General features: G+C 66.6%; 14 protein-coding genes and 1 pseudogene. 2 read left to right on the top strand and 13 right to left on the bottom strand.

Annotation, left to right across the window (positions count from 1 at the left end; all coding sequences use genetic code 11):
* Positions 1-2: 2 nt before the first annotated feature.
* Positions 3-1,049 (bottom strand): ABC transporter substrate-binding protein, encoded by a 1,047-nt coding sequence (locus NJE57_RS16030; RefSeq protein ID WP_319029516.1) that lies wholly within the window; start codon positions 1,047-1,049, stop codon positions 3-5.
* A 271-nt stretch (positions 1,050-1,320) separates the two neighbouring features.
* Between NJE57_RS16030 and NJE57_RS16035 the strand changes: the two genes are divergently transcribed.
* Complete coding sequence (locus NJE57_RS16035; protein WP_319029517.1) at positions 1,321-1,896, top strand: HdeD family acid-resistance protein; 576 nt, start codon at positions 1,321-1,323, stop codon at positions 1,894-1,896.
* A 75-nt stretch (positions 1,897-1,971) separates the two neighbouring features.
* Here NJE57_RS16035 and NJE57_RS16040 read toward each other — a convergent pair whose 3' ends face one another.
* Entirely contained in the window at positions 1,972-2,400 is a 429-nt protein-coding gene (locus NJE57_RS16040) for a hypothetical protein (protein WP_319029518.1), read from the bottom strand.
* 26 nt (positions 2,401-2,426) lie between these two features.
* Positions 2,427-3,794: an MFS transporter gene (locus tag NJE57_RS16045; RefSeq protein WP_319029519.1), complete on the bottom strand. Its 1,368-nt coding sequence runs from the start codon at positions 3,792-3,794 to the stop codon at positions 2,427-2,429.
* Between NJE57_RS16045 and NJE57_RS16050 the strand changes: the two are divergent.
* A pseudogene (locus NJE57_RS16050) lies at positions 3,733-4,053 on the top strand (fibronectin type III-like domain-contianing protein); the annotation flags it as partial. The gene NJE57_RS16045 and the pseudogene NJE57_RS16050 overlap by 62 nt on opposite strands.
* A 361-nt stretch (positions 4,054-4,414) precedes the next feature.
* On the opposite strand, the gene NJE57_RS16055 reads toward NJE57_RS16050, so the two are convergent.
* From NJE57_RS16055 to NJE57_RS16100, 10 genes are all read right to left on the bottom strand, one after another.
* A complete protein-coding gene (locus NJE57_RS16055) occupies positions 4,415-4,996 on the bottom strand; it encodes a dihydrofolate reductase family protein (RefSeq protein ID WP_319029520.1) in 582 nt (193 codons plus the stop codon).
* A 109-nt stretch (positions 4,997-5,105) separates the two neighbouring features.
* Positions 5,106-5,678, bottom strand: a complete 573-nt coding sequence (locus NJE57_RS16060) for a GNAT family N-acetyltransferase (RefSeq protein ID WP_319029521.1) — start codon at positions 5,676-5,678, stop codon at positions 5,106-5,108.
* A 93-nt stretch (positions 5,679-5,771) separates the two neighbouring features.
* On the bottom strand, positions 5,772-6,077 hold the full coding sequence (locus NJE57_RS16065) for an rRNA adenine N-6-methyltransferase family protein (RefSeq protein WP_319029522.1): 306 nt from the start codon (positions 6,075-6,077) through the stop codon (positions 5,772-5,774).
* 253 nt (positions 6,078-6,330) lie between these two features.
* A complete protein-coding gene (locus tag NJE57_RS16070) occupies positions 6,331-7,218 on the bottom strand; it encodes a dihydrodipicolinate synthase family protein (protein WP_319029523.1) in 888 nt (295 codons plus the stop codon).
* Between the two features lie 260 nt (positions 7,219-7,478).
* The gene (locus NJE57_RS16075; protein WP_319029524.1) at positions 7,479-7,868 is read right to left on the bottom strand and encodes a CBS domain-containing protein; all 390 of its coding nucleotides are present in this window, start codon (positions 7,866-7,868) and stop codon (positions 7,479-7,481) included.
* Between the two features lie 49 nt (positions 7,869-7,917).
* A complete protein-coding gene (locus tag NJE57_RS16080) occupies positions 7,918-8,268 on the bottom strand; it encodes a P-II family nitrogen regulator (protein WP_319029525.1) in 351 nt (116 codons plus the stop codon).
* Entirely contained in the window at positions 8,265-9,749 is a 1,485-nt protein-coding gene (locus tag NJE57_RS16085) for a DUF1538 domain-containing protein (protein ID WP_319029526.1), read from the bottom strand. The genes NJE57_RS16080 and NJE57_RS16085 overlap by 4 nt, the downstream gene beginning before the upstream one ends.
* Positions 9,750-9,956: 207 nt before the next feature.
* Positions 9,957-10,292: a hypothetical protein gene (locus NJE57_RS16090; protein ID WP_319029527.1), complete on the bottom strand. Its 336-nt coding sequence runs from the start codon at positions 10,290-10,292 to the stop codon at positions 9,957-9,959.
* A gap of 54 nt (positions 10,293-10,346) precedes the next feature.
* Entirely contained in the window at positions 10,347-12,194 is a 1,848-nt protein-coding gene (gene ilvD / locus NJE57_RS16095) for a dihydroxy-acid dehydratase (protein ID WP_319029528.1), read from the bottom strand.
* 68 nt (positions 12,195-12,262) lie between these two features.
* Positions 12,263-13,114, bottom strand: a complete 852-nt coding sequence (locus NJE57_RS16100; RefSeq protein ID WP_319029529.1) for a helix-turn-helix transcriptional regulator — start codon at positions 13,112-13,114, stop codon at positions 12,263-12,265.
* Between the last annotated feature and the right edge of the window lie 13 nt (positions 13,115-13,127).

The raw sequence follows: 13,127 nt of genomic DNA on the forward strand, positions 1-13,127 counted from the left end.
CGTCAGCGGGTGGCCTCGTTGAACGCGGTCACCGCGGAGTCCTGGTTCTCGGCGATCGCCTCGAGGTCCTGGTCGAACAGCGTGATCTGGTCCAGTGACGGCGCGCCCTCCGGCGTGCCCACGTCGTCGCGGACCGGAAGGTAGCTCTGCTCGACGGCGATCTCCTGGCCGCGCTGCGAGACGATGAAGTCGAGGAACAGCTCGGCGGCCTCCGGATCCTGGGCGTCGGCGAACACCGCGCCCGGCTGCGTGATGAACGGGACTCCCTCTTCGGGGTAGCTGACCCCGATCGGCGAACCCGCCGCGGCGAGGTCGCGCACCAGGTAGTCCACCACGATGCCGATCGGACGTGCTCCCTCGGCGACGGCCTGCGCGACCGGACCGTTTGATTCGGCGACCTGGGGGTTGTTGGCGCCGAGCGCCTCGATCCACTCCGGGCCGAGGTCCGGGTGCAGGCTCCACGCCGAGGCGTTGAACGCGGCCGCGCCGGAGATGTCCGGGTTGGGCAGGACGATCCGCTCAACGTAGTCCGGCTCGGTGAGCTCGGTCCAGGAGGTCGGGGGTTCGTCGACGTCGCCTGTGTTGTAGGCGATCACGGTGGGGATGATCCGCGTCCCCACGTAGTAGCCGTCGGGGTCCGTCGCGACCTCGAGGAGGGCGTCGGCATCACTCGGGGTGAACTCGCGGAACAGATCCTGCTCCTTGTAGCTCTCGAACGTGGGGACGTCGGCCGCCAGCAGCACGTCGGCGCCGATGTCGCCCGTCGACTGCTCTGCCGCGATGCGGGCACGCAGGTCTCCGGTGCCGGCGCGGAACACCTCGACGGCGATGTCGGGCTCCTCCTCGTTGAACGCAGAGATGATCTCGTCGATCTTCGCCTGGGGCTCCGAGGTGTACAGCGTGACGGTGCCGGTGGCGTTCTCCCCGTTCGCGGTCGCGCCGCCTCCCTCGTCGGGTTCGGCACAGGCCGTGAGCGTGAGGGTGCCGGCGGCCGCCACTGCGACTGCCCGCGCCAGAACACGCCTACCGATTCGTGTGGTCGTCGTCATCGTTACTTGGTGCTCCTCTATCGCCGACGGGCCACGGTGATCCGTGACTCTCCATCGTGACATCGCTGGGTTCTCTCGGGGTTCCCTCCACCTGAACGCGAGATGACACTATCCGCGGTTCCACGTGGCCCGGCGTCCGGCGATTTCTGGCGGGAGTCGATGGCCTGAACTGCGCCCACGGAACAACCCACGGCGGGGACATGAACGGACTAGATTAATTTCCGTTGATCGCGACCGCGATCGTTCGGCTCTCCCGATCGGGGTTCCCAGAATGTCCACCTCCACCGCCACCCATTCCACCTCCGCCCACTCCACCGTCGCCCAGGCCTCCAAGGCCTTGCGTCTCGCGCTGATCATCGGTGGCCTCCTCGCCATCGGCTTCGGCATCGCCGTTCTCCTCTGGCCCGCCAAGACCGCCGTCGCGATCACCGGCGTGCTCGCCTTCTACGCCATCATCGCGGGCGTCGTCTACGCCTCCATAGGCTTCCTCGCCAAGAGCCATGGGACGGGTAGTCGGGTCGGCCACGTCCTCCTGGGCCTGCTGTACGTCCTCGCCGGCGCCTACGCCTTCGCCTCGCTCGAGCAGTCCGCGGCATTCCTCGCCGTCTTCATCACCGTGATGATCGGCGTCATGTGGATCATCGAGGGGTTCACCGCCCTGTTCACCCTCGGCGAGTCAGGCGCGAAGGGCGTGACGATCGTGTTCGCGATCATCTCGGTCCTCGCCGGCGTCTCCCTGCTGAGTACCCCGGTGTGGGGCGCCGGCTTCCTGTGGTGGCTCCTCGGCATCTCGCTCATCGTGCTCGGGGCGCTGAACGTCTTCCGGGCGATGTCCGCGCGGGACTGACGCTGAACCGACGCACCGACGAACTCGCGGGGTCGGCGATCGCGGACGGGCGCGCCGACCCCGCCGTCGTCGATCTCACCCGGTTCTCTCCGACGCCCCTCGCGGGGTGGTCGGCGAGGTCGGCGTGGTCGGGGTGGTCGGGGTGGTCGGGGTGCACCAGATCACGGCGACCCCGGTGACGAGGTAGACCACCTGCAGGACGTGGAAGCCGCGAATCGATGCGATCTCCGCGACGATCCACACCACCATGATCCATCCGGACAGGATGCTGGCCGCCTGCCATCCCGGGCTTCGCTTGAGCATCACCGTCGCCGCGAACAACGCGCTACCTCCCACGAGCGCGAGCAGGATCACGCCGGGGAGGAAGAGACTGCTGAAGTCGGTGTGCTCGATCCACGAGGGTTCCTCGGGGATCACACCGGTCATGAGCGCGATGCCCCCACCGGTAGCCGTGATCCCGTTGAAGAACAACAACCCGAGAAGGACCTTGCCGACTGCGTTCATACGCGCCCATCCTATGGGCTCGCGGGTCACGAATAAAGAGACTTCTTGCTGGTCTCCGGGGCCAGGACGAGCGAGATGATGGTCAGCACGGACAGACCCACCAGGTAGTACCCGACGTAGGCCACCGAGAAGTTCTGCACCAGCCACACCGCGACGAACGGCGTCAGGGCGGCGCCGAGGATGGCCGAGAAGTTGTACGCGACTCCCGAGCCGGTGTACCGGGTGTTGGTGGGGAACAGTTCCGGGAGCACGGCCGACATGGGTCCGAAGGTCAGGCCCATGAGGATCATGCCGACGCACAGGAAGAGCAGCATGCGGGTCACGTCGAGGTCGTCGCCGGTACCGATCGCCTCGGGGTCAAGCCACCAGCCGAAACTGAGCCCAAAGACGATGATGGCGAGGGTGACGCCGATGAGCATGCGCCGCCGCCCGAGCGCGTCTGCGAGAAGCCCGGCCACCGGCACGAACACCGCGAACAGGATGATCGCGAGCACCTGCAGGGTCAGGAACGACCGGTAGCCGTACCCCAACCCGCCGGTGCCCTCTCCGCCGATCGCGAAGGACAGGATCCATGTGGTCATGAGGTAGAACAGGCCGTAGGTGGCAAGCATGATGAACGTGCCGAGGATGATCTCCCGCCAGTTCTTGCTGAACACCTCCGACACCGGTGTCTTGACGCGCTGATCGTCCGCGATCGCCCGGGCGAAGACCGGAGTCTCCTCGATACGAAGACGGACGTAGAGGCCGACGGCCACCATCACGATCGAGAGCAGGAACGGCAGGCGCCAGCCCCACACCAGAAACGGATCGGATAGGTCGCTGGCCGTGGAGTCGTACGTGAACCAGGTGGTCAGCAGCAGGAAGAGCCCGTTGGCCAGGATGAACCCGAACGGCGCACCCAGTTGCGGCCACATCGCGGCGAAGGCCCGCTTGCCCGGCTGCGCGGTCTCGGATGCCAGGAGCGCGGCGCCCGACCACTCACCGCCCAGGCCGATGCCCTGGAAGAACCGAAGGATAGTGAGCATTGCCGGCGCCCACAGCCCGATCTGGTGGATGGTCGGCAGCAGTCCGATCAGGAACGTGGCGAGGCCCATGGTCAGCAGTGCCCCCACGAGCGTGACCTTGCGTCCCAGGCGGTCCCCGTAGTGACCGAAGATCACCGATCCCAGGGGACGCGCGATGAACGCCGTTCCGAATGTCGCCATGGAGGCGAGCAGTGCGGTGCCCGAATCGCCACCGTGGAAGAACAGCAGCGGGAAGATCGAGACAGCGGCCGTGGCGAAGATATAGAAGTCGTAGAACTCGATGGTCGTGCCGATGAGCGAGGCGAAGATGATTCGTCGACGGGGAACCGTCTCGGTCGGTTCGGTCCATTCGGCGGTGTCCGCGGCCACGTCGGCCGGGCCGCGGTTGCCGCTCACGGGTTCGGGTGATGCGTTCACCGGGGCATCGTACAAAAGCCGGGCCCGCCGCTACCCCCGTCGCTCAGCCACCCCGGCATCCTCTGACAGCCCTGCCATCTCACGCCGGGGCCGCGAGGTCGTCCAGATCTACTCCTCGCTTCCGGCCTCGGTGCGCAGCCGGGCACCACGGAAGCTCGTGGGATTCGCCCATATCGACCTCGAACCCAGACAGAGCGGACAGCTCGACGTGGTGATCGAACGCCGGGACCTGGCGTACTGGGACGAGCGGGCCGGGAACTGGCTGGTGGCGCGCCCGGTCCGGATCGACCTGCAGTCCACGATCTCCGAGGCCATGGCGGACCCCGACGCACGGCTGGTCCTCGACGAGGTGTTCCGCCCGCTCGCCGCGAACGCCGGTGAGGCGAGCGGGGCAGTGGGGCCTCGATCGAACAGCTGGTGGGGTCGATCCCCGTGGGCCGGATGCTCTCGGGCTTTCTGGGAATGGACCGGCAGGCTGTCGCGAGTATCGAAGAGAAGCTCGCCAGGATCCACCGGTGAGCAGGGTCGGTGCCGGCTCCGGTGGCGCGCACCCTGGTTGATCGCTCCGGGCTTCAGTCGCTCCGGGCGATCTCTCGACGTCTGTAGTGCAGTAGCGTGGCTCCGCTCTCGAAGACGCGGTGTTCCACCAGCTCCAGGTCGAGCTCGGCACCCGGGGGCAGCGCGCGCAGGCCGCCACCCACGATCCTGGGGACGATGAAGAACCGGAAGTCGTCGACCATCCCGGCACTGATCGCCTCGCTCGCCGTGGTGGGTCCGAAGATCTCAACCTCTCCCTCGGCGTCGACGATGATCTGCTGGAGCCGGGCGAGGTCGAGGCGCGGTAGCAGTCGGTCACGGTCGGACGCGAGGTCCGCCTCGGTCATCGTCGAGGACACGGCGATGTGCGTCAAATCCTCCCAGCGGCGAGCGAACTCATGCTCGTCGGGGCTCCAGGATCCGTCCTCTGGTTCGGACTGCCAGTAGGTCATCAGTTGGTAGGTGTTTCGCCCCAGGATCTCGTGCGACACAGCCTCCATCCGTTCCACGTGAAACCTGAACAGGTCCCCGCCCGGCGCGGTCCAGTCGAAGTCTCCGTTCGCGTCGGCGGCATAACCGTCGATCGAGATGGTCGCGGTGTAGCCCAGCGTTCCCATGGTCGTCCTCCGCTGCTCACGAGGTGGCGGTAGCCGAAAGCCTAGCGCTGGGCTGCCATCCGCCGCACTCTTTCCCTCCACCAGCGCCGCAGGATCGCGACCACGGCTGTCAGTCGAGTTGGCGCCTCATGACGATCCGGGGGAAGCCCCCCGCCACCGAGCGGGTATCGGCGACCTTGACGAATCCCGCCTCCTCGAAAAGGGAGCGGAAACCGACGAAGGCCATCGTCAGATTGACCTTCTCCGCACCGTTGTCCACGGGCACCGCCTCGACGGCGGGTGCGCCGTGGTCACGTGCGAACTCGACCGCACCCTCGACCAACTCCCGCGCGATGCCCCGACCCCGGTACCCGGGGCGAACTCGGATACAGAAGATCGACCACACGGGTTGAGAATCGACGATCGGCACCACTCGTGATCGCGCGATCGGGAGATCGCGGCGCGGAGCGACTCCCGCCCACCCCACGGGTTCGGGCCCGAGGTAGGCGAGCACGCCCGGTGCGACCTCCCGCCCGCACAGGTCGCGGACGTACTCTCCGCGAGCGGGACCCGCTAGCGAGTTGTTCGTCGTGGAGTCCAGTCGATGGCTGAGGCACCAGCACACCGAGGCGTCCGGGTTCTTCTTCGGACCCAGGAGAACTGCCACGTCGTCGAACCGCTCAGCCGGGCGCACCTCGATCATCGCCACGTCCCCAATGCAGAAGGTGTCATAGGGGTCATCCTTGTCTGAGGCGCCCGGTCGACGGGCCGGAAAGAGCACACCTGCTCGGCAGGATCACGCCGTGCCGAGGCGACCATCGCCAGCACAAGGGCTGGAGTCCCGAACCGATCTGCGCCTCGCATGGACGACTGTGCCGAGGATCGACGCCAGGCCGCGGCCCCGGCCGGTGAAGACGTCGTGAACGAACTGGCGGTATGCACTGTGGCTCTGCTCCGCGAGAAGTGGACAGGGCCTCCGAGACAGCACGAGCACGGCTCCATCGACGGTCGGTTCCGGCCGGAAGGCCCGGCAGGACACCCGGCGATGCAGCGTGAACTCGATCCACGGCCACCACCGATGATCATGGACGCGCCCCGACACCAGCGGTAGGTGGGCATGTGAAGACGCTCCGAAGAAAGAGCGTGCGCCCGGGCATGCGCAAGCGCCGCCCGGCTGGACCGCGGAGCGGCGGATGCGTCCTACAGGAGGGAACCCGCCGCTAGAAGCGACGGTCCCCAATCAATGTGGTGAATCAGGCCATGACGAGGAGTGCAACGGACCCCCGGCATGTTCCCCGGCATCACTGGGTGCGCAGAGCGGATAGCAGACTGTCGATCGAGCGACCCCGCCGTCGTCACCGAGTCGCGGTGACGCCTGGCAGCAACGCCCGGAGCTCGGCTACCGTCGCATCAGCCAGCGGACGCACGGGACGTCTCACGGCGACCGTGTCCGTCAGGCCGAGCAGAACCGCGAGATGCGCCACCACGCGATAGCTCCCGTACCGGCTGAACAGCTCCCACAACGGTGCGAGCCGTGCTGCGATGGCGTCGGCTTCCGCCCGGTCACCGCGCTGGGCCGCACGCGTCAGTGCCACCGCGGGCTCGGGTAGCGTGCCGCCGACAACGGAGTACCAGACGTCAGCGCCACCGAGGAGCGCGTCACCGGCGAACGCGTCACCGCTGACTCCCAGCGTCACGTCCTCGGGCACTACCCCCCGCAGGAGGCGCACCCGGTCGGTGAACGTCGGCCCCGGGGCGCCGGGCAGCTTGATAGATCGAACCTGCGGAAGCGCGGCGATGTGCTCGTGCATCGCATCGGTGAAGGTGACGTGCGTCGTGCCCGGGTTGTCGTACACACAGATCGGCACCGACGACCGGGCAGCGACGTCCTCGAAGAACGTCACGACTTCCTCCTCGGTCAACGGCTGATAGGTCATCACCGAGACCAGCAGGCCTGACGCTCCGGCCGCCTGCGCGGCATCGACGTTGCGCAGCACATCGGACAGGGTGAGAGCGCCGACTCCGATGATCACCGGAACCTCGCCCGCGGCCGACACGACCGCCCGCGCGGCCACAGCCCGCTCCTCGGGAGACAGGTATGCGTACGACCCGGTCGACCCGAGCGCCCCGATCGAATCGACGCCCGCCCCGACGAGCCGCTCCACGAGTCGGGACAACCTGCCGGAGTCGACACCATCGTCGTCGAGAGGAGTAACCGGGAACGCGCTCAGTCCAGTGAACATGGCTCCACGCTAGTCAGCGAGGCACGTGGCGGCGGTCGCCGAGGGGAGGCACCTGCCCTACTCCCCTGTTTCCCTGACGTTCCAACTTCTCGGGTTCAACGGCTGCCGACGTGGTGCGGGCGGTCTCGAGCGACGACGACGGTGACGTCGCGCGGGTGGCACTCGCAATCGTGGAGTCGACCAATCATCACTACGACGCGTAGCTGAAACCACGATTCCCCCACTAGGCAGCGGCGAGAAACTAGCCCAGAGTTGGCGGTTCAGGTGACCTCGTCGATCAGCCGGGCGAGGATGTCGTTCGTCGCCAACAACCCGATGAGTTCGTTGCCGCGGACCACCACCAGGCGGTTGAGATGGAACCGGCCCATGAGGGCTGCGGCCTGGTTCACCGACAGGTCCTCGCCCACGGTGACGGCCGGTTTCTCGGCGGCGTCGTAGACGTTGAGCAGGTCGACGTCGCCCTCCTCGGCGACGACGGCGCGCAGCAGCTCGTTGTAGCTGAGCAGACCATAGGCGTCGTGGGGGTGCTGGCGTTCCACCACGAGGCTCTTCACCCGATGGGAGCGCATCATCGCCAGCGCCTCGCGCAGGGTGGCGTAGGGGGAGATGGTGATCACCTCGGGCACCATTACTTGTTCAACGGTCAGCATCTGGGTCCTCCTGGGTTCCGGTCGGAATGGGGCGTGGGTGTAGTGCGGTTCAGGTGTTCTCGCGGCGCATGTACTCCTCGAACTTCACCAACTGCCGGGCGTCGATGCCGGTGAGGTGCTCAATGGGGACGTTGAAGGCGATGCCGCGGGAATTGTCCCCGTCGACCAGGATCTCGTGCAGAGCCTTGAGGATCGGGGTGGCCAGGTGGGTGCCGACGACCATCAACAGCACCGACTGCGAGCCCTCGAAGGTCAGGCCGAAGAAAGTCTTCTTCTGTTCCCCGCCGATGCCCTTGCCTTCCAGGATGGTCACCCCTGTCGCCCCGGATCGCTGAGCTATCTCGATGGCGGTGTCCTCCAGGTCTGGAGGAGCGATGACGACGACGGCCGTGAACTTCATGACGGTTCCTTTCGCAGGCGGGGAATTCTCTCCAGGGCAACGGCATAGGCCAGAACGGAGATGATCGGGAATACGGAGGCGAACGCGATCAGACCGAAGCCGTCGATCAGCGCGCTGCGCCCCTCGATCGCGCTGGCCAGCCCGATGCCCAGGGCGGTGACCAGTGGAACGGTGACCTCCGAGGTGGTCACCCCGCCGAGGTCGAAGGCCAGGGGGACGATGTATTTCGGGGCCAGAGCCAGCAGGACGATGACCACCGCGTAGGAGGCCATGATGAAGTAGTGCAACGGCCCGCCGGCGAGGATGCGGTACACCCCCACGGTAATGCCGACGGCCACCCCCGAGGCGACGACCAGGCGGATGGCGGTGGCGCTGATCCCGGCCGGCGACACGTGCTCGGCCTGGTCCGCGATGGCCACCAGAGCCGGCTCGGCCATGGTGGTGGCGAAGCCGATGAGCAGAGCGAACAGAAGGATCAGAGCGGGGACGCCACGCTCGATGAGTTGCTCGGCCATCTGTGTGCCCAGCGGGAAGAGCCCCATTTTCAGGCCGACCACGAAGGCGTACAGCCCCACGAGGACCATGACAAACCCCACTGCCACCCGCAGCGGGTGGGACAGCCGGCGCCGTAGTGCGACGTACTGGAAGAACAGGACCACGACCACCATGGGCGCCACGTCGCGGACCATCTCGCCCAGGCCCACCACGTGCTCCAGCCACCAGGGGACACCATGAGCCTGCCGCGTCCCCGTGGCCGGCGCGTCGCCGGCGCCGCCGAAGGTGTAGACCCAGATCCCGTAGAGCTGTACTCCGATCATCGGCACCATCACGCAGAGCGCCACCAGTCCGAAGCCGTCTGTGAGCGCACTGCGGCCCCGTATCGAGTTGGCCAACCCGATCCCGATCGCGGCGATCAACGGGACGGTCACGACGTTGGTGGTCACACCGCCGGAGTCGTAGGCCAGACCCACGATCTCCGGTGGGGCCACGAAAGTGGCGGCCAGGACCACGACGTAGCCACCGATCAGAATCCGGTGTACCGGCCAGCCCCGCAGCACGCGCAGGATCCCCAGGACCAAAACGAGGCCCACGGACACTGCGATGACCACCCGCAGCACGATCCCGTTGATCCGCCCCTCGCTGATCAGTTCCGCCTGTTCCGCCACCGCGATCAGGGCCGGCTCGGCCACAACCGCGGCGAACCCGATGGCGAAGCCGAAGGTCAGCAGAAGCCCCAGCGCACCGCGGCGGGTGAACTGGTTGGCGAGGTTCTTGCCCACCGGGAACACGCTCAGGTCCAGGCCGTGTAGGAACAGTGCGATTCCCACCCCGACGATCAGCAGACCGGCCACCAGCTGCAGTGGGTCCTCGGGCATCCGGCGAAAGACCAGCAACTGGAAGGCCACCACCACGACCGCGATGGGCAACAGGTTTCTCAGCGCTTTCCGGAACTCCTGGGCGAAGTGGCTGAGATGCTCCATGGAGGCTGGCGTCCTCTTCCGGTGTCGTGTCGACAGGAGGGCTGGACCTCAGTCTGACGCACCACAACGGGAGCGTCCACGAAACCAGCCGCCTCCACCGGGTGAGTACGGCGTTCATAGTCGAGGGCTCCGCGACCACCCCGCGCATGTCCACATGGCGTCCGGGCCGGACGAGTCCAGGGCGGTGATCGCCGGCGTCCCGGAGGGCTACCGGGGCACCGCTCGCTTCACGGAGACGAGGATTCTGGCGAAGCCCGCCAGGAAGTCCTCACCCTGGCGGGCGGCCTGGTACTCGAGGAGACCGGTAGCCAGCTCACTCGACACCACCGAGACGTCTGCTCCCGCGTTCAGGTGCCCCAGCGCTATCCCGGCAGCGGCGGCCTGACCTTCGTGGAATGCGAGGTCGGGGAGTATCGCGTGAAGGGCCCGCGACAGCTCACCGACGTCGCGATCCTCGAGCGTCGGGGTCAGGGACACCCGGTAGTGCTCGAACTGGTCCTGCGATGTCTCGAGGCTCTGGATGAGGCTGGAGGTGTCAGACATTTGGGGCCCTTCATCGTGACCTCGTAGTGAATCCGCTGCGTACGGTTCATCATCTCAGCGGATGGATTCGATCCGGGTCACGTCACGGACCGCGCCTTTGTCTGCCGAGAGTGCCATCGCCGCGTACGCCCTTAAGGCAACTGAGACGGGTCGCCGCCGGTTCGCTGGGGTATAGGACGTGAGGGCGGCCCGACGCGCATCGATCATCTCCCGTGTCAGGTCTACATCGATGGACCGCCTCTCGATGTCGATCGTAATCTCATCGCCGTTGTGAACGAGCGCGATCAATCCTCCGTCGGCGGCCTCGGGCGACACGTGACCGATGGACAGCCCGGAGCTACCACCAGAGAATCGGCCGTCCGTGATCAAGGCACACGATCCGCTGAGACCTCGCCCCTTCATGAAGGTCGTCGGATACAGCATCTCCTGCATGCCGGGTCCTCCGCGTGGCCCCTCGTATCGCACGACGAGCACCGATCCGGGGACGACCAGGCCGGTGAGGATCGCATCGACGGCCTCCTCCTGTGACTCGACCACGACCGCCGCACCGGTGAAGCGCAGCATCGAGGGGTCGACTCCGGCTGTCTTCACGACTGCCCCATCAGGCGCAAGGTTTCCACGGAGAACCGCCAGCCCACCGTCGACGGAATGGGCGTGGTTCACGCTACGAATGCACCCCTCCTCCGCGTCGAGATCCAGTGAGTCCCAGCGCTCAGATTGGGAGAACGCCGAGGAGGAGCGTCGACACCCCGGGGCGGCATGGAACAGCTCCAGAGCCTCGGGGGTGGCGGTGCCGGAACGAACGTCCCAGTCGGCCAACCACTCGGCCAACGTCCGGCGATGGACCGTCCGCACGGAGCGATCGAGGAGGCCGGCGCGGTCGAGCTCTCCCAGGATTGCTGGGACCCCGCCAGCACGGTGAACGTCTTCGACCAGGTACGGACCATTCGGAGCGACCTTCGTCAGACACGGGACCCGCGAGGACCGGATCTCGATGTCCTTCAACGTGTAATCGAGTTCTGCCTCGTGGGCTGCCGCGAGTAGATGCAGCACCGTGTTGGTGGAGCCCCCGAACGCAATGTCCAGCGCCATCGCATTGTCGAAGGCCTCCCGACTTGCGATCGCTCGGGGCAGGACGCTCTCGTCGTCGTCCTCGTAGTAGCTGGTAGTGATGTCGACGACGGCGTGTCCGGTGTCGATGTACAGCTGCCGGCGCGCCGTGTGGGTGGCAAGTGTCGTCCCGTTGCCCGGGAGCGCCAGACCCATAGCTTCCACCAGACAGTTCATCGAGTTGGCGGTGAACATCCCGGAACACGACCCGCACGTTGGACATGCCGCATCCTCGATGCGCTGGAGGTCGTCATCGGAAACGGTGTCGGACACAGCGTCTGCCATGGGTGAGACCAGGCTCAAGCGCGTGCGAACAGAACCGTCGACGAGAACCGCCGTGCCACCTTCCATGGGCCCTCCGGACACGAAGACCGTGGGGATGTTGAGGCGCAACGCCGCCATCAACATGCCCGGGGTGATCTTGTCGCAGTTGGAGATGCACACCAGAGCATCTGCGCAGTGCGCATTCACCATGTACTCGACCGAGTCGGCGATCAGGTCCCGCGAAGGCAGGGAGTAGAGCATTCCCGAGTGGCCCTGGGCGATCCCGTCGTCGACAGCGATCGTGTTGAACTCGCGGGGTACCGCCCCTGCTTCGGCAATCGCTTCGCTGACGATTCGACCCACTGGTTGCAGGTGCGTGTGTCCCGGCACGAACTCGGCGAAACTGTTCGCGACGGCGACGATGGGTTTGCCGATGTCCTGGCGGTTGACCCCGGCGGCTTGAAGTAAGGCGCGGGCGCCCGCCATATTCCGTCCGTGCGTCACGGTGCGTGATCTGAGTGGTGGCATGCCTCATGGTCGGCCTTGTGACCGCGAGGCGGAAAGACGGTGTTCCTCCTAGTACTGCCACTACCCGTCTAGCGTGGAGGCGACGCGGTCTCGATGAGCGTTGCGAGTGCGGCGGTGTCGGTTTCCCCGGGGACAGCGGAGTAGACGATCAGGTGAAGGTTGGGGTCGTCAGACAGCACCAGCCGGTGCACCTCAAGCGCGAGATCTCCTACGGATGGGTGATGAAAGCGCCTCATACGCGACGAGAATCGTTCGATCCCGTGCCGCGTCCAGACCTCGTCGAACTCTTGGCTCTGCCGCCGCAGGTCGTGCACGAGCTCCTTCATCGCGTCGCTGGACAAGTGTGTCGCGTAGTCGACACGGAACTCGCCGACGAAGTGGGCGCTGTCGGTCGACCACTCCGGCAGCATGCGTCGGACATACGGGTCCATGAAGACCGCCCACAGGAGGTTCCGACGCCCGAACTGATGCGCGCCGACCCCGGGGTACAGGGCTTCATACGCACGGTTCCACGCCACGATGTCCCACGATGCTGTGATAGCGAACGCCGGGGACTCGGACCAACCGTCGAGCAACCGGCTGAGGTGTTCGGGCACAGGACGATCGGGATCGCGGTCCAGAGAAACGGGCGGGCCAAATCCCGCGAGCGCCAGGGCGTAGGCGTGCTCCGCGCCGGAGAATCGGAGCTCGCGGGCGATGGCGTCCACCACCTGCCGTGACGGGTTGGCGTTCCGTCCCTGCTCGAGCCACGTGTACCACGTGACGCTGACGCCCGCCAGCACCGCAACCTCCTCGCGCCTGAGCCCTCTGGTGCGGCCGCCGCGCAGCTCGGGCAAATCGAAGTCCGCACGAGTGACGGCGGCACGTCGAGACCGGAGGAAGGACCCGAGTTCGGCTTGCTGGTCGGTCGTGTTGGACATCACGTCACGATAG

Source organism: Dietzia sp. PP-33 (assembly GCF_033790845.1).
Classification (GTDB): domain Bacteria; phylum Actinomycetota; class Actinomycetes; order Mycobacteriales; family Mycobacteriaceae; genus Dietzia.